At 70.4% G+C, this 25504-nt stretch carries 19 protein-coding genes; 5 read left to right on the top strand and 14 right to left on the bottom strand.

Annotation, left to right across the window (positions count from 1 at the left end; translation table 11 throughout):
* Nucleotides 1-47 precede the first annotated feature (47 nt).
* Nucleotides 48-659 (top strand): hypothetical protein, encoded by a 612-nt coding sequence (locus tag ACQPXS_RS33375; protein WP_433453069.1) that lies wholly within the window; start codon nt 48-50, stop codon nt 657-659.
* A 466-nt stretch (nt 660-1125) separates the two neighbouring features.
* On the opposite strand, the gene ACQPXS_RS33370 is transcribed toward ACQPXS_RS33375, so the two are convergent.
* From ACQPXS_RS33370 to ACQPXS_RS33360, 3 genes are all read right to left on the bottom strand, one after another.
* Nucleotides 1126-1758, bottom strand: a complete 633-nt coding sequence (locus tag ACQPXS_RS33370) for a hypothetical protein (RefSeq protein WP_433453067.1) — start codon at nt 1756-1758, stop codon at nt 1126-1128.
* A gap of 68 nt (nt 1759-1826) precedes the next feature.
* Nucleotides 1827-2528, bottom strand: coding sequence for a ribonuclease HII (locus ACQPXS_RS33365; RefSeq protein ID WP_433453066.1), 702 nt, complete (start codon nt 2526-2528; stop codon nt 1827-1829).
* 81 nt (nt 2529-2609) lie between these two features.
* Nucleotides 2610-3233 (bottom strand): TetR/AcrR family transcriptional regulator, encoded by a 624-nt coding sequence (locus ACQPXS_RS33360; RefSeq protein ID WP_433453065.1) that lies wholly within the window; start codon nt 3231-3233, stop codon nt 2610-2612.
* 181 nt (nt 3234-3414) lie between these two features.
* Between ACQPXS_RS33360 and ACQPXS_RS33355 the strand changes: the two genes are divergently transcribed.
* Entirely contained in the window at nt 3415-4962 is a 1548-nt protein-coding gene (locus tag ACQPXS_RS33355) for an MFS transporter (RefSeq protein WP_433453063.1), read from the top strand.
* 341 nt (nt 4963-5303) lie between these two features.
* On the opposite strand, the gene ACQPXS_RS33350 is transcribed toward ACQPXS_RS33355, so the two are convergent.
* The 3 genes from ACQPXS_RS33350 to ACQPXS_RS33340 all read right to left on the bottom strand — a co-directional run bounded on the left by ACQPXS_RS33350 (nt 5304) and on the right by ACQPXS_RS33340 (nt 7639).
* On the bottom strand, nt 5304-6209 hold the full coding sequence (locus ACQPXS_RS33350; protein WP_433453062.1) for an ADP-ribosylglycohydrolase family protein: 906 nt from the start codon (nt 6207-6209) through the stop codon (nt 5304-5306).
* A 12-nt stretch (nt 6210-6221) separates the two neighbouring features.
* Nucleotides 6222-6881, bottom strand: a complete 660-nt coding sequence (locus ACQPXS_RS33345; RefSeq protein WP_351805884.1) for a histidine phosphatase family protein — start codon at nt 6879-6881, stop codon at nt 6222-6224.
* A 152-nt stretch (nt 6882-7033) separates the two neighbouring features.
* Complete coding sequence (locus tag ACQPXS_RS33340) at nt 7034-7639, bottom strand: YdbC family protein (RefSeq protein ID WP_356304992.1); 606 nt, start codon at nt 7637-7639, stop codon at nt 7034-7036.
* A 152-nt stretch (nt 7640-7791) separates the two neighbouring features.
* On the opposite strand from ACQPXS_RS33340, the gene ACQPXS_RS33335 reads away from it, so the two are divergent.
* Nucleotides 7792-8322, top strand: coding sequence for a TerD family protein (locus ACQPXS_RS33335; protein WP_433453060.1), 531 nt, complete (start codon nt 7792-7794; stop codon nt 8320-8322).
* Nucleotides 8323-8401: 79 nt separating this feature from the next.
* On the opposite strand, the gene ACQPXS_RS33330 is transcribed toward ACQPXS_RS33335, so the two are convergent.
* A complete protein-coding gene (locus tag ACQPXS_RS33330; RefSeq protein WP_356304988.1) occupies nt 8402-11290 on the bottom strand; it encodes a vitamin B12-dependent ribonucleotide reductase in 2889 nt (962 codons plus the stop codon).
* A gap of 164 nt (nt 11291-11454) precedes the next feature.
* A complete protein-coding gene (gene nrdR / locus ACQPXS_RS33325) occupies nt 11455-12006 on the bottom strand; it encodes a transcriptional regulator NrdR (RefSeq protein WP_356304986.1) in 552 nt (183 codons plus the stop codon).
* Between the two features lie 565 nt (nt 12007-12571).
* Here nrdR and lexA point away from each other — a divergent pair.
* On the top strand, nt 12572-13351 hold the full coding sequence (gene lexA / locus ACQPXS_RS33320; protein WP_055710152.1) for a transcriptional repressor LexA: 780 nt from the start codon (nt 12572-12574) through the stop codon (nt 13349-13351).
* Between the two features lie 114 nt (nt 13352-13465).
* Here the strand turns inward: lexA and ACQPXS_RS33315 are convergent, their stop codons facing one another.
* The 4 genes from ACQPXS_RS33315 to ACQPXS_RS33300 form a co-directional block, all read right to left on the bottom strand.
* Nucleotides 13466-15457, bottom strand: a complete 1992-nt coding sequence (locus ACQPXS_RS33315; RefSeq protein ID WP_433453058.1) for an ATP-dependent DNA helicase — start codon at nt 15455-15457, stop codon at nt 13466-13468.
* 231 nt (nt 15458-15688) lie between these two features.
* Nucleotides 15689-16489 (bottom strand): GNAT family N-acetyltransferase, encoded by an 801-nt coding sequence (locus ACQPXS_RS33310; RefSeq protein ID WP_433453056.1) that lies wholly within the window; start codon nt 16487-16489, stop codon nt 15689-15691.
* 68 nt (nt 16490-16557) lie between these two features.
* Entirely contained in the window at nt 16558-18513 is a 1956-nt protein-coding gene (locus ACQPXS_RS33305; protein ID WP_433453054.1) for an IucA/IucC family protein, read from the bottom strand.
* Between the two features lie 282 nt (nt 18514-18795).
* Nucleotides 18796-20232 (bottom strand): diaminobutyrate--2-oxoglutarate transaminase family protein, encoded by a 1437-nt coding sequence (locus ACQPXS_RS33300; protein ID WP_433456054.1) that lies wholly within the window; start codon nt 20230-20232, stop codon nt 18796-18798.
* Between the two features lie 506 nt (nt 20233-20738).
* Here ACQPXS_RS33300 and ACQPXS_RS33295 point away from each other — a divergent pair.
* The gene (locus tag ACQPXS_RS33295) at nt 20739-21959 is read left to right on the top strand and encodes a trypsin-like serine peptidase (protein WP_433453053.1); all 1221 of its coding nucleotides are present in this window, start codon (nt 20739-20741) and stop codon (nt 21957-21959) included.
* Nucleotides 21960-22134: 175 nt separating this feature from the next.
* Here the strand turns inward: ACQPXS_RS33295 and hflX are convergent, their stop codons facing one another.
* Nucleotides 22135-23625 carry a GTPase HflX gene (gene hflX / locus ACQPXS_RS33290; protein WP_351805869.1) on the bottom strand — a complete coding sequence of 497 codons (1491 nt, stop codon included), beginning with the start codon at nt 23623-23625 and terminating at the stop codon, nt 22135-22137.
* A gap of 158 nt (nt 23626-23783) precedes the next feature.
* Nucleotides 23784-25343: a M1 family metallopeptidase gene (locus ACQPXS_RS33285; RefSeq protein WP_433453052.1), complete on the bottom strand. Its 1560-nt coding sequence runs from the start codon at nt 25341-25343 to the stop codon at nt 23784-23786.
* Nucleotides 25344-25504: the final 161 nt, after the last annotated feature.

Below are 25504 nucleotides of genomic sequence, written 5' to 3'. Positions count from 1 at the left end.
GAATCCGACCTCGCCCGCAGTGTGGGCGCGTAGCCGAAGGGAGGAACGTGACCTTCGGATTCGCCTCGTCCTCGGCGGCCTCGTTGTCGACCGCCGTTTCCGCCAGTCGCCTGCTCGAGCCGGCCGAATGGGCCGCCGCCGGAATCCCTCTGCTGCGCAACCCCCGTGAGGTCGTCAGCGGGCTGCACGCCCGCCATCTGCCGAGGCCCTCCACGGCGATCGTGGCAGTGCTGGATCCGGACGAGCGGCTGTGTGCCAGCGCGTCGTTCACGCGTCGTCCGGCCCCGCCCGACGGCTGGATGTTCCGCAACGCGCTGCTCGCGCAGCTGCGCAGGGTGATTCCGCACGACCTGAGACGCCGGACCCCGGTGCGCACGGCCATCCTCGTCTACTGCCGTGAGGGCGACGCGGGTTGGACGGAGGAGGACGGCGCCTGGATGTGGGGCCTGCGTGACGCCTGCACGCTGCACGGGCTGCGGTGCGGGGCGTACGTCACGCTGACCCACGACGGCTGGCATGTGCTCGGCGAAGGACGCAGCGGCCGCCGTCCCAACGCCGACTCCGCGCCCGAACCCTTCGCCACGTCCGAGACCCCGCCGCTCGCGCCGCGCACCGGCGGCCCGGTCTCCGAGGTCCTGCGCCGCGCGGCGGCTCGCTGAAGGGCACGGCAGGAGGTCAGGCCAGTGCCCGACCCCTTTCGGCCACCGCCCCGCCCGCACGGACGGCGAGCAGACCGCCGACCGCTCGGCAGGCCAGGACTCCGCGCCGCACGAGCCGCGCCGGGTGGGCGCCGGCCTGCACAGCACGGCACAGGCCGCTTCCGCCTGGTGCGGTACGGCCTTCACGTCGCTCTGGCCACGCGCCGCGCCCCCGTGCGTCCCTCTGGCACGCTCGGCTTTTGCGTTCCTCGGGGAGGGCCGGCCCTCGGTAGGCCCAGCAGCATGGGCCGGGATCCGGCCCCCACCCTGCAACCGCTGCTCCGCGCCCGGCGTCTTGGTGTATGCCGGAAAGCCCTCAGCGCGCGGAACGGCCGACCGATATGCGGGCATGCCAAAGGCCACGCCATGCGCATTCCACCGGAGCGGTTCCCTTGTCACCCCGGTGCCCCGGGGTGCCTGAGGAGGCTCAGACGCCTGCGCCCAGCACCGAGTTGATCTGCTGCGGGTCGCCGCAGACGATCAGCAGGGCACCGGCCCGGGTGTGGGCCAGCGGAAGGGCCGAGGCAGCAGCGGAAGCGGGGCCTCCGTTGACGGCCACGACGACCACGGGACGGGACGCGGCGCGGGAGGCGACGGCGGCGTCCGCATAGAAGACGTCGTCACCGGCGTCGTGCTGCGCCCAGTAGGAAGCTTCACCGAAGGACAGCTCGTGCTCCGCCCACGGGTGCTGGGACCCGGTGGTGATCACGAGCACGTCCCCGGGGGCACGGCCCGAGTCCAGCAGCAGGTCCACCGCCTCCTCGGCGGCGTCGAGCGCGCCCTCGGCCGAAGCCGGGATCAGCTGGATCTGCGGGGTGGCCGCCGCGGCGGCGGGAGCGGCCGGGCCGGACGGGCCCGGCTTGGCCAGAGCCACGTCACGCGGCGTGCGCTGCACCGGCGGCGCCGGCCGCGGAGGACCGGGACGACCGGGGCGGGACGGAGCCGCGGGGCGGGGGCCGGGTACGGGGCGGGGGGTCGGCGCGGTACGGCCGCTGGCCGGAGTCGCGCGGGGACCCTGGGCACTCTCGTGAATCTGAGGCTCCTCGGGAATGAGAGGCATGAGCTGATATTTATCAAACGTTGGTGCGGCGTGGGCGACCGGGTGGCACATGAGTGCGAGCGGAACCGTCAGAAATCGAAGCCGAGCTGGCCCTCGATTTCCGGAACGCTTCCGTCCGCCCAGCTGCGGACCTTCTTGAGGTGCCGCCACTGAGGCAACGCATCAAGATACGCCCACGACAAGCGGTGCAGCGGGGTGGGCCCCCACTCCTCCAGTGCGGCCTTGTGCACGGGCGACGGATACCCGGCGTTGTCCGCAAACCCAAAGTCTGCATGGTCGACACCCAGTTCGGCCATCATTTTGTCGCGCTGAACCTTGGCGATCACCGACGCCGCCGCGACGGCCACACACGACTGATCGCCCTTGATCACCGTGCGCACCCGCCAGGGGGCGCCGAGGTAGTCGTGCTTCCCGTCGAGGATCACGGCGTCGGGGCGGATCGGAAGGGCGCCCAGGGCGCGGACCGCGGCGAGCCGCAGCGCGGCCGTCATCCCCAGGTCGTCGATCTCCTCGGGGGAAGCATGCCCCAGCGCATAGGCCGTCACCCACGTCCGCAGGATCTCCGCCAGTTCCGTGCGCCGCTTGATCGTCAGCAGCTTGGAATCGGTCAGCCCCTCGGGCGGGCGGCGAAGTCCGGTGATCGCGGCGCAGACGGTGACGGGTCCGGCCCAGGCGCCGCGCCCCACCTCGTCGATACCGGCGATGACCTTCGCTCCGGTCGTGGCGCGCAGGGAGCGCTCGACGGTGTGAGTGGGTGGTTCGTACGGCATGGCGCCCTTAGGGTACGCCGCCGGGGTCGTCACCCGACACCCCGGTCGGCCCACCGCCGCACGGATCGCCGTCGCGCGGGATCACCTTCCGTAGGGCCGCAGCAGCGGGAGCATCAGCTGGTCGATCATCTCTTCGAGATCCTGATCGCTCCATTCGCTGGCGCACATTTTCGAGCGGTACATCATCATGGCCGGAATGGCGTCGAAGACATAGCCGCTGGCCGCATCCGGACGCACCTCGCCCCGCTCTATTCCACGCGTGATGACCTCACCGAGGAGCTTGACGGTCGGTTCCACCACCCCTCCGACGATCACCTCCTGGAAGCGCTCCGCCTGAGCCTGGTCGCACTCGTGAATCACCGAGCGCAGCGCGACACCCGGGGGCGAGAACATGATCTGCCGTACCTCGCGGCACAGAGCGAGGAGGTCCTCGCGCACACCGCCGAGGTCCGGGGCCGTCTCGACCCGAGGCAGGCCGGCCACCAGCGCATCCGCCACGAGGTCCTCCTTGGAGGTCCAGCGGCGATACACCGCGGCCTTGCCGGTCTGCGCGCCGGCGGCGACTCCCTCCATGGTCAGGCCTTTCCAGCCGACTTCGCCGAGCTGCTCCAGCGCGGCATCGAGGATCGCGCGCTCCAGCACCACGCCGCGCCGACGAGGGGAAGCCGCCCGATCGGGAGCGGCCGTCCAGCGCGAGGTAACCATCTGTGTCTCTCCAACAAGGGAAGCGGGGATTCCGGGGACGGGGTGCGCCACGCCGCAGCAACAGGGGGACGCGAAGCGGGGCGCAAGATTAAGTGAACGCTTGCGTTCACTGTTGGGGCTCACTACCGTGGGCGCGACAGTGAACGCGAGCGTTCACTAATACTCTTAGGGGGGACCCATAGTGACGACCTCTCAGCTGCTTCAGGAGCCAAAACCGGGCGTGGCCCGCCGGGAGGGGCATCCCGGCATCGCACTCACCGTCATCGCGGCATGCCAACTCATGGTGGTACTCGACGCGACGATTGTGAACATCGCGCTCCCACACATTCAAGATGCGCTCAAGTTCAGCACCACGGATCTGACTTGGGTGGTCAGCGCCTACACGCTCACCTTCGGCGGCCTGCTGCTGCTCGGTGCGCGGGCCGGCGACATCCTCGGCCGTCGCCGGGTCTTCATGACCGGCATCCTGCTGTTCACCTTCGCCTCCCTGCTGGGCGGTCTCGCCCAGGAGCCCTGGCAGCTGCTGGCCGCACGAGCCCTGCAGGGTGTGGGCGGCGCGATCGCCTCGCCCACGTCGCTGGCACTGATCACCACGACGTTCCCCGAAGGCCCGGAACGCAACCGGGCCTTCGGTGTGTTCGCCGCCGTGTCCGCGGGCGGCGGCGCCATCGGCCTGCTGGCGGGCGGCATGCTCACGGACTGGCTCGACTGGCGCTGGGTGCTGTTCGTCAACGTGCCGATCGGTGTGCTGATCGCCTCGCTCGCGCCGCTCTACATCAACGAGTCCCAGCGGCATCCCGGGCGCTTCGACATCACGGGTGCGCTGACCTCGACGGCGGGCATGGCCTCGCTCGTCTACGGGTTCATCCGTGCCTCGGAGAACGGCTGGCGGGACGGCCTCACCCTCGGCTCGTTCGGCGCGGCCCTGGTGCTGCTGCTCGCCTTCGTCCTCACCGAGGTGCGGGCGAAGGAGCCGATCACCCCGCTCCGGATGTTCGGGGACCGCAACCGTTGGGGCACATACGTCATCATGCTGAGCCTCGCCGCGGCGATGTTCGGCATGTTCTTCTACATCGTGCTGTTCGTGCAGGACGTACTCGGCTACAGCGCGATCAGGGCCGGTCTGGCCTTCCTCCCCGTGACGGTCGCGATCGCGGTCGGTGCCGGACTGTCCCAGCGCTTCCTGCCGGCCCTCGGCCCGCGGCCGTTCATGATGGCCGGCACGGGGCTCGTGGTGATCGGACTGGTCTGGCAGACCTTCATCCGGCCGGACAGCTCCTACCTCGGTGGCGTGCTGGGGCCGATGCTGGTGTTCGGTTTCGGCATGGGCCTGAACTTCGTGACGGCCACGGTCACGGCCGTGTCCGGCGTCGCCCAGCACGAGGCGGGTGCTGCGTCCGGACTCCTCAACGCCATGCAGCAGGTGGGCGGTTCGCTCGGACTGTCCATCCTGACGACCGTGTTCGGCTCGGCCGCCAAGGACGAGACGAAGAAGCAGTTGCCGAAGTTCCTCGCCAACGGCTCGCCGGAGCAGCAGGCCGACTTCGCCAAGACGCACCAGCTGCCGGCGCCCTGGGGCCACGAGGTGCTCGCCCACGGCATCTCCACCGCCTTCGTGCCGGCTGCCGCGATGGCCGGCGTCGCGTTCCTCACCTCCTGGCTGGTGATCAGGGTCCGCAAGAGCGATCTCGACTCCCTCGCCGGCGTGGCGGGCCCGGGCGTCGGCTGACCGGGCCCGGTCCACGCGGAGCCGCAGTCGGCCGGACCGCCGCCCGGGGACGGCGGCCCATGCGACGGTCCGGCCGGCCGCACCCTGGTCACCAGCGCCCGCATGAGAACCAGGACAGGAACCACCGCCAGCACCGGCAGCACGCAGGTCATCTCCACACCCCCTCCGACCGTCGCGGACATGAGAGGAACGGGCGACGGTCACAGAGAGTTCCCGACGGTCACAGACAGTTCCCCGCTGGTGCGGAGAGATTCCGAGCTCGCCTGCTCCGGAGTAAAACCCACCGGCGCGGCCCGCGAGCTCACGACCGAGTGACCGCTCGGCATCGATCGGCGGACCCTTCAGAGCCCAGTCGGCACCCAGTCCGGCAGCGCTTCGGAGCGTTCCACCCACTCGGCGGGCGGTGTCCCCGCCTTGCCGGAGGCAAGCACACCACCGACGATCGCGCATGTCGTGTCCACATCGCCGCCGACCCCGGCCGTCGTCCAGAACGCCGCCTCGAAGTCGCCCAGGCTGCGCGCGGCCGACCAGAGGGCGAAGGGAACGGTGTCGTGGGCGGTCGTACGGCGTCCGCAGCCCAGCACCGCCGCGACGGTGACCGCGTCGCCGTAGTCGAGCATGTCCCGGGCACGCCGGAGTCCCTGGCCGACGGCGCTCTTCGGCACCAGGGCGATGACGCCGTCGAGGAGCGCCCCGGGGCTGGGCGGGCCGTCCGGTGAGCCGGCCAGCGCCGCCGCGGCGGCCACGGCCATGGCGCCGACGACGGCCTCACGGTGCTGGTGGGTGGTGTAGGCCGAGATCTCCGCCTGATGGGTCGCCTGCTCCGGATCGTCCGCGTACCAGGCGCCCAGAGGGGCGATCCGCATGGCCGCTCCGTTGCCCCAGGACCCCCGTCCGTTGAACAGCCCGGCGGCCAGCTCACGCCAGTCCTCGCCCTCCCGGACGAGTCTCAGCAGCCGGTTGACCGCGGGGCCGTAGCCCCGGTCGAAGTCGTGGTGCTCGGCGAAGGAGCGGGCCAGTGCGTCCTGGTCGATGCGCCCGTGTGCGGCGAGGACGGCGACCACGGAGCAGGCCATCTCGGTGTCGTCCGTCCACTGCCAGGGCCCCGCGGGCAGCTCGCGTCGCTTCAGCAGGGGATAGTTCGCCGGGACGAAGAACTGGGAGCCCAGGGCGTCCCCCACGGCCAGTCCGCGCAGGCTCGCCAGGGCGCGCTCCAGGCGCCCGGAGGAAGAGGAGTCAGCGGTCATCGCTCTGCCACTCTATCCGTTCACCCAGTACGGGATCGGTTCCCGCCAGCGCTCGAAAGGGCGGTCGAGCGTGTACTTGCCGTCGTCCCCCAGAACGAGCATCCGCACCTCGGCGTTCCCGGGGTTCGACAGCGACTCGAATTCCGCGACCGTCCAGTGGAACCAGCGCATGCAGAACAGTCGCATCGCGAGTCCGTGGGTCACCAGCAGGACGTTCGGCGGGTGGTCGGGGTCCTCGAAGCTGCGGAAGAGGCTCTCCAGGAAGCCGCCGACCCGGTCGTAGACGTCGGCGCCGGACTCGCCCTGCGGGAACCGGAAGAAGAAGTGGCCGTAAGCGTCGCGGTAGGCCTTCTGCAGGCGTACGTCGTCGCGGTCCTGCCAGTTGCCCCAGTCCTGTTCGCGCAGCCTGGGTTCCTCCCGGACGCGTATGAGATCGGGGTCGAGGTGGAAGGCGTGGAGTGTCTCGTGCGTCCGGCGGTACGGGGAGACGTAGACGCTCACGCGTTCCCTGCCGAAGAGCTCCCGGAGCTCCTTGCCGGTCTCCTCCGCCTGCCGCCGGCCGCGCTCGGTCAGCGCGAGAGCGTGGTCCGGCTCGCGCTCGTACACGGAGTCGTCGACGTTGCCCGTTGACTCGCCGTGCCGGACAAGGACGATGCGCCGTGGTCGTGCCATGCCAAAACCCTAGATCGAGCGAGGCGAAGTCGAGCACCCGTACGGGCTCCATACGGCGTAGGTCACACGAATCCCGCCTCCGAAGCCGCTTCCGGGCGCGCTGAGCCGCACTTTGGGGGGTGAGTTTGATATTCAAATGTACGGCGGCGGTCTCAGACCGTCCAGGACGGCTCCAGCTCCACGATGTCACCGGAGAGCGCCGCGACGTCGGCCTCGGTCTGGGCACGCAGCGCGAGACGCTCCACGCGCTCGGTGCGGTACTTGCCGTGCTCGGCCGCCGACCGCCACATCGACAGGACCATGAACTCCTGCCCGGGCGCCTCGGCGAACATGCCGCGGATCATGCCGGGCGAACCCGCCATCGCCGGGTTCCAGACCTTCTCCTGCATGAGCGTGAAGTGCTCGACACGCTCCTCGTGGACCTGGCACAGGGCCACACGGATCAGATCGGCGTCGGTGAACCGCGGCTCGAAGCCCGTCTTCACATCGAAGCGGTACTCGAACAGCTTGACCTGCGCGTCCTTGAACGTGCCGGACTGGGCGGCCGCCAGCCGGTCGTGCGAGCGGGCCATGAAGGAGTCGTAGAAGGCACGGCTCTCCCAGAAGGCGAAGAGGTGCGCCACCCCCGGCCGCTGCCGGCTCCAGCCCCCACCCTGCCCACGGAAACCCGGCTCTCCCGGAAGCCCCGCCCATTTCCGCTGCCCCCGCTCGAAGCCGCGGCGGTCCACCACGGTGCAGCGAATCCACTTGACCAGCACCGCGCCATCGTAAGGCCACCGGGCGTGGCGTCGGTCACGCTCCGGCGGAGATCGCCCGCGCGTGCGCCCCGCGCGCGTGGCACGATGGACAAAGAGCCCTGACTACACCCGAGTTGGGGAGTGAGGCAGCCACCGGGGGAAGGGGAGGCCTGTTGACCGGCTTCAGCAAGGGAATCGGCAAGGTCGAGGTCGGGCTGAAGTGGGACCCCAGTCCCGCGGGCCTGCCGCCCACCGATCTCGACCTCGTCGCCGCGACGTTCCTGTCGGGCGACCCGTACGGGGCCCCGGCCTATCTGGTGCACTTCGACAGCCGCTCTCCGGACGGCACCATCTTCCTCAACCGCGACAGCACGGACGGCAGGGGCTTCGGCTGGGACGAGGTCATGACGCTGGAACTGGACCGGCTCGACGGCCGGTACGCGCGCGTGGTGGTCGGTGTCGTCATCCAACAGCGGTTCGGCCACAAGACGTTCGTCAACGTGCTGAATCCGGCCATGCGCATCCGGGTGGACCGCTACACCGTGCTCGCCCAGGACGACTTCGGCTCGGTCCTCGGGGCGACGGCGGCCACGATCGCGGAGTTCGTCCGTGACGACTCCGGGGAGTGGGCCTTCCGTCCCGGCGTGCACGGCTTCGAGGAGGACCCGGCGACCTTCACCCAGGTCATGGGCCGAGCCCAGTAGTCATGGTCGGGGCCCAGTAGCGGTAAGAGGCGCCGGCCTTTGCCGACGCCTCTTACTTCACTTCAGGAACCGCACGTCATCAGCTGCAGCCACTGGTCGAGCCGCAGCCCTCGCAGATGTAGCAGGAGCCGGCCCGCTGCATCTTCGTGCCGCAGGAGAAGCACAGCGGGGCGTCGGCCTGGATGCCCAGCTGCATCTCGACCAGTTCGGCGCTGGTGTGGGCCTGCTTCGGGGCGGGCTTGGCCGCCTCGACCTCGGCCTTCGGCGTGGCGACCGCCTTCAACTCCTGGGCGCGCGGCGCCGACTGGGCCAGGCCCTCGACGTCGACCTCGTCATCGGCCGGCTCGTAGGAACCGGTCTCCAGGTGCCGCTGACGCTCCTCGGCGGAGTGGATGCCGAGCGCGGAGCGGGTCTCGAAGGGCAGGAAGTCCAGCGCCAGGCGGCGGAAGATGTAGTCGACGATCGACTGCGCCATCCGCACGTCCGGGTCGTCCGTCATGCCGGCCGGCTCGAAGCGCATGTTGGTGAACTTCGAGACGTACGTCTCCAGCGGCACGCCGTACTGGAGGCCGACGGAGACCGCGATGGAGAAGGCGTCCATCATGCCCGCCAGGGTGGAGCCCTGCTTGGACATCTTCAGGAAGACCTCGCCGAGACCGTCGTCCGGGTAGGAGTTGGCGGTCATGTAGCCCTCGGCGCCGCCGACCGTGAAGGACGTGGTGATCCCCGGGCGGCCCTTGGGGAGGCGCTTGCGGACCGGGCGGTACTCGACGACCTTCTCGACCTTGGTCTCGACGGCCGCGGGCTCCTCGGCCTTCTTCTCCTCGGTCTCCTTCTTCTTGGCCGACAGCGGCTGGCCGACCTTGCAGTTGTCGCGGTAGATCGCGAGCGCCTTGACGCCCAGCTTCCAGGCCTCGAAGTAGATCTCCTCGACCTCCTCGACGGTGGCCGTCTCCGGCATGTTGACCGTCTTGGAGATGGCGCCGGAGATCCACGGCTGGATGGCGGCCATCATGCGGACGTGGCCCATCGGGGAGATGGCGCGCTCGCCCATGGCGCAGTCGAACACCTCGTAGTGCTCGTGCTTCAGACCGGGGGCGTCGATCACGTTGCCGTGCTCGGCGATGTGGGCGACGATCGCCTCGATCTGCTCCTCCTGGTAGCCCAGGCGGCGCAGGGCCTGCGGGACGGTGCCGTTGACGATCTGCATCGAGCCGCCGCCGACCAGCTTCTTGAACTTCACGAGCGCCAGGTCGGGCTCGACACCGGTGGTGTCGCAGGACATCGCGAGACCGATGGTGCCGGTCGGGGCGAGGACGGACGCCTGGGAGTTACGGAAACCGTTCTTCTCACCGAGACGGACGACGTCCTGCCAGGCCTCCGTGGCGGCGGCCCAGACCGGGGTGTCCAGGTCGTCCATGCGGACGGCCTTGCCGTTGGCGTCGGCGTGCTGCGCCATGACGCGCTTGTGGGCGTCGGCGTTGCGGGCGTAGCCGTCGTAGGTGCCGACGACCGCGGCCAGCTCGGCGGAGCGTCGGTAGGCCGTACCCGTCATCAGGGAGGTGATGGCGCCGGCGAGGGCGCGGCCGCCGTCGGAGTCGTAGGCGTGGCCGGTGGCCATCAGCAGGGCGCCGAGGTTGGCGTAGCCGATGCCGAGCTGGCGGAACGCGCGCGTGTTCTCGCCGATCTTCTGGGTCGGGAAGTCCGCGAAGCAGATCGAGATGTCCATCGCGGTGATGACCAGCTCGACGACCTTCTGGAAGCGCTCGGTCTCGAAGGACTGGTGGCCCTTGCCGTCGTCCTTCAGGAACTTCATCAGGTTCAGCGAGGCCAGGTTGCAGGACGTGTTGTCCAGGTGCATGTACTCGCTGCACGGGTTCGACGCGGTGATCCGGCCGGACTCGGGGCAGGTGTGCCAGTTGTTGATCGTGTCGTCGTACTGGATGCCCGGGTCGGCGCAGGCCCAGGCGGCCTCGGCGATCTTGCGGAACAGCGCCTTGGCCTCGACCTCCTCGATGACCTCACCGGTCATCCGGGCGCGCAGGCCGAACTTGCCGCCCTCCTCGACCGCCTTCATGAACTCGTCGTTCACGCGGACCGAGTTGTTGGCGTTCTGGTACTGGACGGACGTGATGTCGTCGCCGCCCAGGTCCATGTCGAAGCCCGCGTCGCGCAGGACGCGGATCTTCTCCTCTTCCTTGACCTTGGTCTCGATGAAGTCCTCGATGTCGGGGTGGTCGACGTCGAGCACGACCATCTTGGCGGCGCGCCGGGTGGCACCACCGGACTTGATGGTGCCGGCGGAGGCGTCGGCGCCGCGCATGAAGGAGACCGGACCGGAGGCGTTGCCGCCGGAGGACAGCAGCTCCTTGGAGGAGCGGATACGGGAGAGGTTCAGGCCGGCGCCGGAGCCGCCCTTGAAGATCATGCCCTCTTCCTTGTACCAGTCGAGGATCGACTCCATGGAGTCGTCGACGGACAGGATGAAGCAGGCGGAGACCTGCTGGGGCTGCGGGGTGCCCACGTTGAACCAGACGGGGCTGTTGAAGCTGAAGATCTGGTGCAGGAGGGCGTAGGCCAGCTCGTGCTCGAAGATCTCGGCGTCGGCGGGCGAGGCGAAGTACTTGTAGTCCTCGCCGGCCTTCCGGTACGTCTTCACGATGCGGTCGATCAGCTGCCTGAGGCTGGTCTCGCGCTGCGGGGTGCCGACGGCACCGCGGAAGTACTTGCTGGTGACGATGTTGACCGCGTTCACCGACCAGAAGTCGGGGAACTCGACGCCACGCTGCTCGAAGTTGACCGAGCCGTCGCGCCAGTTGGTCATGACGACGTCACGGCGCTCCCACGACACCTCGTCGTACGGGTGTACGCCGGGGGTGGTGTGGATGCGCTCGACACGCAGCCCCTTGGTGGCCTTGGCGCCCTTGGCTCGGGAACCTCGTGCCGGACCGCTCGCCGTCTCTGTCATGCCGCCTCCCTGTACGGGCAAAAACGCCCTGAAGTGCCACGTTTGTTCCCGTGGCACGGTGTTCTGTCTTGTGTTGCGGGCACCCTCAGCTGCCGCCCGCAACAGGTCTTCGGTCGCCGCCTCCCGGCCGGAAACCGGCTCTCCTCCGGATTCCGGCCCGCCGGTCAGTCGGCGGCGTGGGCGGGCACGCGGACCTGAGTGGTCCCGCCGCGCCCGCGGTCGTCTTCCTGGCTCCCCGCTCCCGCGTCTTCCTCGTCCGCGGCGGGGCCCCGCGTCGCCTCCCTCAGCTCCGCGATGGCGGCCTCGAAGTCCTCGAGCGAGTCGAACGCCCGGTAGACGGAGGCGAATCGCAGATAAGCGACGAGGTCCAGCTCCTGCAACGGGCCGAGTATGGCCAGCCCCACGTCATGGGTGGTCAGCTCGGCGCTTCCGGTGGCTCGCAGCGCCTCCTCGACCCGCTGGCCGAGCTGCGCGAGCGCGTCCTCGGTGACAGGCCGTCCCTGGCATGCCTTGCGCACGCCGTTGATGACCTTGGTACGACTGAAAGGCTCGGTGACCCCGGACCGCTTGATCACCATGAGCGAGCACGTCTCCACGGTCGTGAAACGACGGGAGCAGTCAGGGCACTGGCGGCGCCTGCGGATCGACGTGCCGTCGTCGGTCGTACGACTGTCGACCACGCGGCTGTCGGGGTGCCTGCAGAAGGGGCAGTGCATGATCTCCAACCCTCCTCACAGCAGACTCAAAAACCTCACCAGGGCACAGGAGCCCCGCGAAGCAGCCCTAAGCATAGGCGATCGCGGAGCCGTCTCAGACCCGGGGGACCACAACTTCTGGGCTGGCGTAGCCATCCAACCACTAGATGTGGGGATTGGCTCATACATCGAGGCCAACTCGCGTGTCGCGAGGAACGGCAGCGGACACAGGGATCTGCAGGGCGCTCGCCAAGACACGCGGGCGCAGAGCCGTATCGATGTGAGGCATACGGAGATACCGTGGGCGCCGCACGGAGGACGCGTGGGACTCCGGCACAGAAGGGACCCGGGGCCCGGACGAGCAGGTTCCGGATGGCAGACTGGGGCGGCGGCCCACAAGGTCGGCAACCCAGCGGTGAAGAGTACAACAATGGGCGCTTTTGCCCGCCAGGTGGCGCGTCAGCAATACACCCAGGCACATGATCGCGTCAGGTGAATCGCACTTTTTCACTCGAACGTGTGTTTGGCGCAACCTTTCGAAAGCAACTACCGTTGTCCAGCAGGGAGACCATCGAGAGGGGCCGACGTGACCACCACCGCAGACAGTGCCACCATCACCGCCCAGGACCGCTCCCAGGGACGAGTCGAGCCGGTACACGTGATGAACGAAGCCACGAACCCAGAGGGGCACAAGCGCTCCCTGCCGGGCCGACCTCCAGGTATCCGGGCGGACAGTTCCGGACTCACCGACCGGCAGCGCCGGGTGATCGAAGTCATCCGGGACTCCGTGCAGCGGCGCGGTTACCCGCCGTCGATGCGGGAGATCGGCCAGGCCGTCGGCCTCTCGAGCACCTCCTCGGTCGCGCACCAGCTGATGGCGCTGGAGCGCAAGGGCTTCCTGCGCCGCGACCCGCACCGCCCGCGCGCGTACGAGGTCCGCGGCTCGGACCAGGCCGTGACCGTGCAGCCCACTGACACCGCCGGCAAGCCCGCCGCGTCGTACGTCCCGCTGGTCGGCCGCATCGCCGCCGGTGGCCCCATCCTCGCGGAGGAGTCCGTCGAGGACGTCTTCCCTCTCCCCCGCCAGCTCGTCGGCGACGGTGAACTGTTCGTCCTCAAGGTCGTCGGCGACTCCATGATCGAGGCCGCGATCTGTGACGGCGACTGGGTCACCGTCCGCCGCCAGCCGGTCGCCGAGAACGGCGACATCGTGGCGGCGATGCTCGACGGCGAGGCCACCGTCAAGCGCTTCAAGCGCGAGGACGGCCATGTCTGGCTCCTCCCGCACAACGCGGCCTACGAACCGATCCCCGGCGACGACGCGACCATCCTGGGCAAGGTCGTCGCGGTGCTGCGGCGCGTGTGACGCCTGCGGCGGGCGGCCCCTACGGCCGGCTCGCTCCCTGACCGGGCCCCGGAACCCCTGCGCCGGTTCCGGGGCCCTGCTGTGTCCAGGCCATTCACCCGTGTCAGCCCACGATCACTTCGCCTCTGCCTGCTGCGCCTCCGCCGCCCTCGCCGCCGCGTCGATCGCCGCGAGCGACTTGCGCACCTGGTTACGGTCCGTGGTGTACCAGAAATCCGGCAGTGACGCCTTGAGATAGCCGCCGTACCGTGCCGTAGCGAGCCGCTGGTCCAGCACGGCGACCACGCCACGGTCCCCCGACGCGCGGACGAGCCGGCCGGCGCCCTGGGCCATGAGCAGCGCGGCATGGGTGGCGGCCACCGCCATGAAGCCGTTGCCGCCCGCGTCCTCCACCGCCTTCTGCCGCGCACTCATCAGCGGATCGTCGGGACGAGGGAACGGGATCTTGTCCATGACGACCAGCTGGCAGCTCGGGCCGGGCACATCGACGCCCTGCCACAGGGACAGGGTGCCGAACAGGCAGGTCTTCGGGTCGGCCGCGAAGTTCTTGATCAGTTCGCCGAGGGTCTCCTCGCCCTGGAGCAGGATCGGGAACTCGGGAATCCGGGAACGCAGCTCCTCCGCCGCGAGCTGCGCGGCCCGCATGGACGAGAACAGCCCGAGGGTGCGGCCACCGGCCGCCTGGATGAGTTCGGTCAGCTCGTCGAGCATGTCGGAACGCTCGCCGTCCCGCGCGGGCCGTGAGAGATGCTTCGCGACATAGAGAATGCCCTGCCTGCGGTAGTCGAAGGGCGAGCCGACATCGACGCCCGTCCACTTCGGCATGTCCTCGCCCTCGACGCCCTCGGGACCGAGACCCAGGGACGCACCGACGCCGTTGAAGTCGCCGCCCAGCTTGAGGGTCGCGGAGGTGAGGACGACAGCGCGGTCGGCGAAGAGCTTCTCCCTGAGCAGGCCCGAGACCGACATGGGAGCGACCCGCAGGGACGCGCCGAAGCGGTCGTGGCGCTCGTACCAGACGACGTCCCACTCCGAGCCGTTCAGGACCCGCTCCGCCACGTCGTGCACCGTCTCCACCGAGGCCAGCGCCTGCTTGCGGACCGCGTCCTCGTCCTGCACCGACTTGTCGCGCGTCGCGCCGATCGCGGAGATGACCGTCCGGGCGGCGTCCCGCAGCGCCATCAGGGCGTACCCGAGGTCTTCCGGGATCTCCTCCAGACGACCGGGCAGGGCCAGCTCCATCAGCCGCTCGAAGCCCTCTGCGGCGGTCTGGAGCTGATCGGCGGCCTTCTCGTTCACCAGCTTGGCGGCGCGGCGCACCGCTCGGTTGACCTGGCCGGGCGTGAGCTCGCCGGTCGCCACGCCGGTGACCCGCGAGACGAGTTCATGAGCCTCGTCCACGATCAGCACCTCGTGCTGCGGCAGCACCGGCGCGCCCTCGATGGCGTCGATGGCGAGCAGCGCGTGGTTCGTGACCACGACCTCGGCGAGCTTGGCACGCTCGCGGGCCATCTCCGCGAAGCACTCGGCGCCGTAGGCGCACTTCGACGCGCCCAGACACTCTCGCGACGACACCGACACCTGCGCCCAGGCGCGGTCCGACACGCCCGGAGTGAGGTCGTCCCGGTCGCCGGTCTCCGTCTCGTCCGACCAGTCCCGCAGCCGCAGGAGGTCCTGGCCCAGCTTGCTGGTGGGCGCGGCGGCCTCGAACTGGTCGAAGAGGCCGTCCTCCTCGTCCTGCGGCATGCCCTCGTGCAGGCGGTGCAGACAGAGATAGTTCGACCGGCCCTTGAGCATCGCGAACTCCGGGCGGCGGCGCAGCAGCGGGTGCAGGGCCTCGACCGTGCGGGGCAGGTCGCGCTCCACGAGCTGGCGCTGCAGCGCGAGTGTGGCCGTCGCGACGACCACCCTCTCCCCGTGCGCGAGCGCGGGCACGAGATAGCCGAGCGACTTACCGGTGCCGGTGCCGGCCTGGACCAGCAGGTGGGATCCGTCGTCGATCGCCTCGGCGACCGCTTCGGCCATGGTCACCTGGCCGGGGCGCTCCGTGCCGCCGACAGCGGTGACAGCGGCATGCAGGAGTTCGGGGAGTGAGGGCTTCGTCATAGCCCGACCACCCTACGACCCGGCACTGACAAACGGGCGACCACGACGGGGTGGGAGGGCGGGATCACGGCCGGGCTCCTGAGTGGGGTGGGCGGCGGAGGGCGAGGGAGGGCTGCGGAGGGCTGAGCGCGCGGACGGAGGTGGGGGTCAAGGGGACGGTTCGGGACGGACGGACAGGTCCGGGGTGCGCCCCGAGCGGTGTACCACATGTGAACGCGTCGTCACCCGGCGCTACAGCACATCGCGCAGGGCGCGGTCCCGGATCATGAGGGCAGCCCGCTTGCCGGGCAGGTCGACCTCGTCCGCGTACCGGAAGCCGGCGCTCAGGAACGCTGCGACGGACGGGGTGTTGCCAAGATCCGGTTCCGCTACGACCCGTGCGCACCCGGGCCGCCGGTCGAGGATCAGGTCGGCCACGGCTCGGAGCAGGCTGGAGCCCAGCCCTCGCCCTCGATCCGCCGCGTCGCCGACGAGGAGGTGGATCCCGGTGTCCTGCGGACGGACAGGGTAGTGGCGGGCCAGCGGATCCAGGTCCGCCCGGTAGATCTCCCAGTAGCTCATCGGCGTGCCGTCCAGCATGCCGAGACACGGCATGCTGCGTCCGTCGCCGTCGAGTTGAGCGCGCAGGTGGTCCTCCGTCCGGTTCCGGGGCCCGGCGAGCTTCCAGAATTCCGCGACGGCGGGGTCGTTCATCCAGCGATGGATGAGCGGCAGATCTTCATCGACGCGGACAGGAACCAGGTGGAAGGAGCCGACGCGAGTGACCACCGGACCCCAGGCGGGGAGCTGGTCCAGGAGGTAGGCCGTGCCTCCGGCGAAGAGCGCGAGGAACTCCGCGGGCAGACGCAGGTCCAGCGTGTCCTCGCAGTCGCCGTCGTCGTCATCGATGGCGAACCCGGTGAACGGGGCACTCCGGACACCCACGCTGTCCGCTCGTGGACCGACGATGCGCTCGTGGGCGGGGGCGCCGGTGGGGGCGGGGGCGCCCGGACGGGCAGAGCTGGGGCCGGCGTTCGCGTCGGTGGGAGGCACGGTGCGCTCCTCTCAGGAGTCGAGGTGGGTCATGGTCCTCGGAAGTGCGGGGCGAAGGTCCGATTCGCTCAGGAGTGAAGGGGGTTGGCGATGGTGACGTAGACGGACTGGGTGTCGACCGGGCCGACGAGTTCATCGAGGCCGTGCAGCCGGGTCAGCAGGTTGGCCTTGCAGCGCAGCACGGGTGAGTCGAGCAGGTGGCGGGGCAGGGAGGTGCGCAGTGCGTTGGGCCCTGTGGCGACGTCGGTGAGAAAGCGGCGGAAGGCCGCGAGGAGGACTCGCTCGTCGGCCAGGCGTTGGGAGCCGAACGCGCCGATCAGGCCCAGCACGTTGTTGATCGCGAGGTAGTAGGCGAAGCGTTCGTCGGTGACCTCGTCGGAGACGAAGGTGTCGGTGCGCTCACCGATGCCGGGCAGCCGGGCATCCAGTTCGCCGCGCCGGGACTCGCGGAAGTAGTAGCCCTGGTTGTCGCGGTAGTAGCCGCCGACGGGCCAGCCGTGGCCGTCGAGCAGCAGCAGGGTGTTCTGCTGGTGGGCTTCGAGGGCGATGCCGGCCTCGCTGTCCAGCCAGAGGACGGGACGGACGACCTGCTCGAGGTAGCGGAGGAACCACTCCGCGGCAACGGCTCCCACGGGCCGCCCGGTGCGTGCGGCAAGGCCGGCGACGAGCTGGGCCAGCCGGGAGCGCATGGGCCACGTCGGCTGCTGGATCGAGGGGTTGCTCTCCGGGTCGGGAAGGACACGGGGCGAGACGAGTCCGGCGACACAACCGACGTTGTCGGCCGGGCGGAACGGGTTGTGCCTGATCACCACGTCGAGTCCGGGCACGGGCCGGCCGTCCTGGTCGTCGACGGCGAGCCAGGCCGGGTCGCGGACGATGTCGAAGCCGGGGTGTACGGCCTGCCACTGCTTGCACAGGCCGGTGCGCAGCAGCCGGTGCACCTCGACTCCCCGATGGAGTTCCTTGCGGAGGTTCTCCCGGCGGGAGTTGGTGATGCGCAGACCCAGCGACAGCTTGAGCATCGCGGGAGCACCGGACCGGTGGACCGTGCGCACGGAGGAGGTGGGCTGCCAGCCGGGGCCGAGGGGACCGAGGTCACGGAGGAGACCGGCGTCGAGCAGGGCGGCGACGGGTTCGCGATGGTGCAGGTCGCGGGCCTGCCACGGGTGCAGGGGCAGGGCGGCATGGCCGTCGGGCAGGGGAAGGGCGGTTTCGGCGAGGCACCGGGTGAGGTGGTCGGCGGGGACGGGACGACCGCGCTCGGTCCAGGCCGAGTCGGTTGCGAGGAGAGAGGGGGCGACGGCCATCCAGTGCAGGGGAAAGGAGCCGCGCAGTTCTGGTGAGTAGCGGCGGGCTTCCGCCTCGGTCAGGCCTTCCCGGCTCTTGGGGGTCGGGTGCAAAGGGTGTCCGAGGAGGAGGGCCTGCTCGGCGGAGAGGAAGAGATCGGGGCCGTCGGCGGGGTGCTCGCGCCGGTCGCGGATGAAGGTCACGGTGCGGCGGAGCGAGTCGGCCACCCGGGCAACGAGATCGCCGTCGTCGTGGGGGCCGGCCGCACTGGAGTCCTGGGCCCGAGAGGTGCCGGCCGTGTCACCGGATGTCTCCCGGGCGAGCAGCGCCGCCAAGGTGACGGCGTCTACGGCCGGGGCGGCATCGCGGGTGCCGGTCAGGCGTGGTGGGCCGAAGCGGTGCGTGCCGGTCGGCGACCAGTAGCGGACCGGTACGAGCAGGGAGATGCCGCTGGCCGGGAGCGGAAGGCGGAGGGTGCCATCGGTGGGGGCGGCGAGGTCGGTCTCGCGTACCCAGCAGCGCAGCAGGTTCTCCACGGCCGCGGCTTGGGCCGCGATGTGCGGGTCGGGATGTTCCAGCAGGTCGGCGCCGGGCTCGGTCACTCGGGTGAGATCCGCGGTGCGCCTCTTCTGCTGGGGAACCGACTCGGCGAGCGGCACGGGCGAGGCCGGCGTACCGGAGTCTCCCTGTTCGTCGGGAGTGCCGGAGCTGCCGTCGGGAGGGGGAGTGGCGTTCATGACGGCTCCTCGTGGCTGGCTGGGGTGGTGCTGGGTTCGTGCCGTCGCTCGGGCGCCGCTCCCGCGTGGCCGACGGTTGCCTCGGCGGCGTCGACGGCCGGCTTGGCCGTGCCGGAGGGCCGGGTCGGCGGGAGGGGCGAGGGCGGGCACGAGGGCTGCGGGTGTGTCATGGGAGGCCGCTTCGGCCTGAAGGTCCTGGGAAGGAGGTGCGGTTGGATGAGAGGGGTCGGGGTTCGGAAGGCCGGTACCGGCGTCCAGGGTCGGGTGGTGTGGGTGCGGGTCTCAGCCCGCGCGTTGGCCAGGGCCGTGGTGTCCGCCGCGGTGTGGGCCGTGCCGTTCGTGACTTCGGGCGACCGCGGCCACCGCCTCCGACAGGCGGTCCAGGACGGCGGTCGCCTGCTCCTCGCTGATCGTGAGCGGGGGAAGCAGCCGGACCACGGCCGAGTGGCGGCCGCCGAGTTCGACGATCAAGCCGCGCTGGAGGCACTCCCGCTGTACTGCCACGGCGAGCTCGGGCGCGGCCGGACACGGGGTGTGGGTCGGTTCCAGCCCCGGGGGCGGGGGGTGGTGGCCGGCGGGCTCGGATCCGGCGCGTGCCGGGTCCACCAGCTCGACCCCGATCATCAGTCCCCGCCCCCGCACCTCGCCTACGCACGCGAACGTGTCGGCCAGTTCCCCGAGTCGGCTGAGCATGCGGGAGCCGAGGTCGGCCGCTCGTTCGGCGAGCCCGTTTTCCCGGACGTAGGTGAGGGTGGCGGTGCCCGCGGCCATGGCGAGCTGGTTGCCCCGGAAGGTTCCCGCGTGGGCGCCGGGCTGCCAGACGTCGAGATCGTCGCGGTAGACGATCACGGCCAGCGGGAGGCTGCCGCCGATGGCCTTGGACAGGACCATGACGTCGGGGGTGATGCCGCTGTGGTCGACGGCCCAGAAGGCGCCCGTCCTGCCCACCCCGGTCTGGATCTCGTCGGCGATCAGTGGGATGGACCGGTCCGCCGTGAGCCGGCGCATACGGCGCAGCCAGTCGTCCGGGCCGGGAATCACTCCGCCCTCGCCCTGGACGGGTTCGAGGATCATCCCGGCGGGCAGGGGCACGCCCGACTTGGGATCGTCGAGGAGGGACTCGGCCCAGCGGGCGGCGAGTTCGGCGCCGCGCGGTCCGCCGATGCCGAAGGGGCAGCGGTACTCCTGCGGATAGGGCAGACGGGCCACTTGGACGTCATGGGCTCCACCGGAGGCGGCCAGGGCGCCTGCGGTCATGCCGTGGTAGGCGCCGGTGAAGGCGAGGATGCCGGTGCGGCCGGTCGCGGCCCGGACCAGTTTGAGGGCGGCCTCGACGGCGTCGGTACCGGCCGGGCCGCAGAACTGGACACGGGCGCGGTCGGCGAGGCCGGGCGGGAGGGTGCGGAACAGCTCGGTGATGAAGGCGTCCTTGACGGGGGTCGCCAGATCGAGGACGGAGAGGGGAGCGCCGGAGTCGAGGACCCTGCGGATGGCTTCCAGCACGACCGGATGGTTGTGACCGAGGGCGAGCGTTCCGGCGCCGGAGAGACAGTCCAGATAGCGGCGGCCGTCGGCGCCCTCGATGGTGAGCCCCCGTGCCCGGACCGGGACGATGGGCAGGGCCCGGGCATAGGTGCGGGCGGAGGATTCACGCGCCGACTGACGTCTGAGGATCCCCTCGTGCACGGCAGGCGCTTCCCCGTGCACGCCCCCAGGCATCGACTCCGTAACGGCCACGGCTCGCTGTCCTCCCCGTTGTCCAGAGGCAAGTTGATCCCCGGGGGCCCGCATACAGACAGCCGGCCCCCCACCGCTACAACCGCGGACCGTTCGGCGAGTTACGGTTTTCTGCAAGATCATTCCCGGGACGGGATGGCGGCGGCCCGACGCGGTGTCGCGGGAGGGCGGTCCGCCGGCGCACTGCACGGCTCCGTGCGGCGCGGTCCGGGCGGTCGGACGTGCGGGAGCGGGCCGTCGGGCGATGACGGCAGCCCGGTGGACCGTATCGGTGAGCGGCCGTCAATTCGGGCAGTCCACGGATGGTTGGCCTGGTCAGACGGCTTGTGGCCGAACCGTTGCCGTTCCGTCGGAAGTCCCCCACAGCGAGCGCATAGTGTGTGATGCCGTTCCTAGGCGGTCGGGAGACCGGCGTGAACTCCCCACGAGTTCCCGGCCGGTGGCCCGGCCGAAGCGCCGAGTACCTTCACAGCAGGGGGAATCACAGCATGCGATCCATACGGCCGTCGTTCACTGTTCGGCGAGGGAGGGGCTCCCGCCGCACCTCCCCCGCGCTGGCGGCGGTCGCCCTCGCCTCGGCGCTGGCACTGACCGCCACCGCCTGCAACGGCGACGACAAGGCCGACGGCAAGCCGGCCGCCTCGGCGACCGCGGTCGGCGCCGGCGACGGAAAGATCAGGATCCCGGACGACCTCAAGCAGAGGCTCAAGGAGCACGGGATCGACATCGACAAGTGGAAGAACGGCGCCTGGAAGAACTGGAACAGGGACGACTGGCTGCGCGAGGCCAACGACTTCATCAACCCGATCATCAAGGGCCTGTGGGACCCCGACCGGATGCGTCACGCCAACGACCCGAACAAGGGTGTCGACAACGACATCTCCGGTGACCAGGGCGTGACGGACCCGACCCCGCAGCCGGTGAAGGCCCAGGCGGTCACGCCGCCGTACCACACCAACGCGGCCACCTCGGGCAAGGTGTTCTTCGACTCCCCCGAGGGTCACATGGTGTGCTCGGGCACGGTCGTGGAGGACCCGGCGCACCCGGGCAAGTCCAACCTCGTCTGGACGGCGGGTCACTGTGTGCACGCCGGCAAGAAGGGCGGCTGGTACCGCAACATGGCCTTCGTGCCGTCGTACAACAACTCCGGCAAGTCGGTCGCTCAGCTGCAGAACGCCAGCCGGTCCGAGATCGCCCCGTACGGTGTCTGGTGGGCCGATGCGGCGCGGACCTCGCAGCAGTGGATCGACCAGGGCGGTGAGACCGGCGGCAACGGCGCCCCTTACGACTTCGCGGTGATCCATGTGACGCCGGAGCAGGGCAACGGCGGCAGGTCGCTGGAGGAGACGGTCGGCGGGGCGCTGCCCGTGAACTTCGACGCTCCGGCGGTGCCGAAGGTCGACGGCATCACGGCGTCCGGCTACCCGGAGGCGGCTCCGTTCGACGGTCAGCTGCTCTACCAGTGCAAGGACAAGCCGGGACGGCTGTCCATCGAGCAGTCGGCTCCGACGATGTACCGGATCGGTTGCACGATGACCGCGGGTTCCTCCGGCGGCGGCTGGGTGGAGACGGGTTCCGACGGTAAGCCGGCGCTCGTGTCCAACACGTCGATCGGCCCGGTGACCTCGGGCTGGCTGGCCGGTCCGCGGCTGGGGTCCGTGGCCAAGGGTGTGTATGAGTCGGTGAGCAGGAAGTTCGCAGGGCAGTAAGGCGCGAGCGTCGCACTTTCGCCGTAGGGGGCGCGTCGGCGACTGACCGTGGTCGGCGGTTGCCCGCGCCCACGCGGCGGAGCCATGCCAATGCAGCCCCCGCCCTTCACAAGGCGCTGAAAGGCCCGCCCCTCGGAAGAGAGGGAGCGGGCCTTTCGTGCGGTGCGGCCTTGGATCAGGCCGCGGAGACCGGCGCGTAGGGCGCCAGGTCCGCCGCCAGTTCCTCGTGCACCCGGACCTTGAGCAGGGTGCCCTCCGCGGTGTGCTCCTCGGAGATCACCTCGCCCTCGGTGTGGGCGCGGGCGACGAGCTTGCCGTGCGTGTACGGCACGAGCACCTCGATCTCGACCGACGGGCGCGGCAGGTCGTTGTCGATCAGGGCGAGCAGTTGCTGGATGCCCCGGCCGGTGCGGGCCGAGACGGCGATGGAGCGCTTCTCGACCCTGAGCAGCCGCTGGAGGACCAGCGGGTCGGCCGCGTCCGCCTTGTTGATCACGACGATCTCGGGCACGTCGGTGGCGCCGACGTCCCGGATCACCTCGCGCACGGCGGCGAGCTGCTCCTCCGGGTTCGGGTGCGAGCCGTCCACCACGTGCAGGATCAGGTCGGCGTCGCCGACCTCCTCCATGGTGGAGCGGAACGCCTCGACCAGGTGGTGCGGCAGGTGGCGTACGAAGCCGACGGTGTCCGCCAGCGTGTAGAGCCGGCCGCTCGGGGTCTCCGCCCGGCGGACGGTCGGGTCCAGGGTCGCGAACAGGGCGTTCTCGACCAGGACGCCGGCGCCCGTGAGGCGGTTGAGCAGGGAGGACTTGCCGGCGTTGGTGTAGCCCGCGATGGCGACGGACGGCACCTTGTTGCGCCGGCGCTCCTGGCGCTTGATCTCGCGGCCGGTCTTCATGTCCGCGATCTCCCGGCGCATCTTCGCCATCTTCTCGCGGATCCGCCGCCGGTCCGTCTCGATCTTGGTCTCACCGGGGCCGCGCGTCGCGAGGCCGCCGCTGCCGCCACCCATCTGCCGGGACAGCGACTGACCCCAGCCGCGCAGCCTGGGCAGCATGTACTGCATCTGGGCGAGCGCGACCTGCGCCTTGCCCTCCCGGGACTTGGCGTGCTGGGCGAAGATGTCCAGGATCAGGGCCGTACGGTCGATGACCTTGACCTTGACGACGTCCTCCAGCTGGATCAGCTGGCCGGGGCTCAGCTCACCGTCACAGATGACCGTGTCGGCGCCGCTGTCGAGGACGATGTCGCGCAGCTCCTGGGCCTTGCCGGAGCCGATGTAGGTGGCCGCGTCGGGCTTGTCGCGGCGCTGGATCACGCCGTCGAGCACGAGCGCGCCCGCCGTCTCCGCGAGGGCGGCGAGCTCCGCGAGGGAGTTCTCGGCGTCCTGCGCGGTGCCGGTGGTCCACACCCCGACGAGCACGACGCGCTCCAGGCGGAGCTGCCGGTACTCGACCTCGGTGACGTCCTCCAGCTCGGTGGACAGGCCCGCCACACGACGCAGGGCCGCGCGCTCGGAGCGGTCGAACTGGTCGCCGTCCCGCTCGCCGTCGATCTCGTAGCTCCAGGCGTCGTCCTCTTCCATCAGGGCATCGGCCCGAAGACCCTCGGGATAGGCGTGCGCGAGGCGCTTGGCGTCCTGGGAAGGGGAAGAAGAGGAGGTCATTGGATCCTTACGTCGATGGGATGCCGTTACGGCGTCGGGTGGGGCGGTCCTTCTGGACCGCGCATGTGTAGTCAACGTATGAGTACCCCGGGAGATTCCCGGTCCGTCTCGCGCCGACCCGAAGATGGTCGCACGAGGCGGCCCGTCTCGTCACCGTGTTATCGCGCGCTCCGCGGCGCCGTGCGCCCGGCGGTCATGGCCGGTGCCTGCTGCTTCCAGTCCGGGTGGCCGGGCATCGGGGGCGTCTTCTCGCCGTACAGCCAGGCCTTGAAGAAGCCGCTCAGGTCGCGGCCGGAGACGGCCGAGGCCAGCTGGACGAAGTCGGCGGTGGTGGCGGTGGAGTCCTGGTGTTCGCGGACCCAGATCCGTTCCAGCCGCTCGAAGGCCGGCCGGCCGATCTCCTGGCGCAGGGCGTAGAGGACCAGGGCGGCGCCGTCGTACACGTTGGGCCGGAAGATGCCGATCTTCTGGCCGCGGGCGGGCGGCCTGGGCCGGGCGGGCGGGCCGCCGGCCTCGCGCCAGCGGTCGGAGGCGCTGTAGGCGGCCTGCATCCGGTCCTCCATGGGCCGGTGCGCGGTCTCCTCGGCGTACAGCTCCTCGTACCAGGTGGCGTGGCCCTCGTTCAGCCAGACGTCGGACCAGGTGCGGGGGCTGACGCTGTCGCCGAACCACTGGTGGGACAGCTCGTGCACCATGACCGACTCGACGTACCACTTGGGATAGGCGGGCTCGGTGAACAGGTCCTTCTCGAAGAGGGAGAGGGTCTGTGTCTCCAGCTCGAACCCGGTGGAGGCCTGTGCCATGAGCACGCCGTACGTCTCGAAGGGGTACTTCCCGACCTTGCTCTCCATCCAGGCGATCTGGCCGGGCGTCTTGGCGAGCCAGGGTTCGAGGGCCTTGGCGTCGGTGCCGGGCACGACGTCGCGCATGGGCAGCCCGTGCGGTCCCTCGCGGTGCAGTACGGCGGAACGGCCGATGGACACCTGGGCGAGTTCGGTGGCCATGGGGTGCTGGGTGCGGTAGGTCCAGGTGGTGGTGGGGCCGACCCGGTCCGCTCCGGCGGGCAGGCCGTTGGCCACGGCCGTGTAGCCGTTCGGGGCGGTGATGTGGAAGCTGAACATCGCCTTGTCCGACGGGTGGTCGTTGCACGGGAAGACCTGGTGGGCGGCGTCGGCCTGGTTGGCCATGACGAGACCGTCGGAGGTGCGCACCCATCCGCCCTCCTGGTCCTTGGCGGAGACGGGATCGCTGGTGTGCCGCACGGTGATGCGGGTCCAGTTGCCCCGGGCGATGCCGTGAGCCGGGGTGACGACCAGGTCCTCGCCGGTGCTGGTGAAGGTCGCGGGACGCCCGTCGACCTCGACGGACCGCACGGTGCCGCGGGTGAAGTCGAGGTTGATCCGGCCCAGGTCGGCGGTGGTCCAGGCGTCGATGGTGGTGACGGCCTGGAGCGGCTTGTCGTTGGTGCCGGGATAGGTGAAGGACAGGTCGTACGAGGCCACGTCGTAGCCCGGGTTGCCGAGGTCGGGGTAGAGCCGGTCGCCGATGCCGAGGGGCTCGGCCGGGGCCGCGGCGGCGAGGAGGCAGACGGAGACGGCGGAGGCGAGCAGGGCCGCCTTCCGGTGCCGGGAGACCCTGGGCTGGGTCCGGGACGGGTTCCTTGGCTGGGTCCGGGACGCGGAGCAGGCGCGGAGGCCGACACGGGGGTTGAGCAGCATGCACCACCGCTACCAGTGCGTTCCCGCGCTGTGACGGCGGCTCGCACCCGGCCCACCCGATCGGGTTCGGTTCCGGGGGCCTTCTGATCCACACGCGGCGGCCCTTCGGTCCGGCTCCGGCGCCGGTCCTTGGCGTATGCCGCGCCCCTCGCTCGTGTGGG

Origin of the sequence: Streptomyces sp. CA-142005, assembly GCF_050942335.1 — a bacterium.
In the GTDB taxonomy this organism is placed as follows: Bacteria; Actinomycetota; Actinomycetes; order Streptomycetales; family Streptomycetaceae; genus Streptomyces.
The sequence above is the reverse complement of the archived record's forward strand: the minus strand, read 5'-3'. Positions and strand labels throughout refer to the sequence as shown.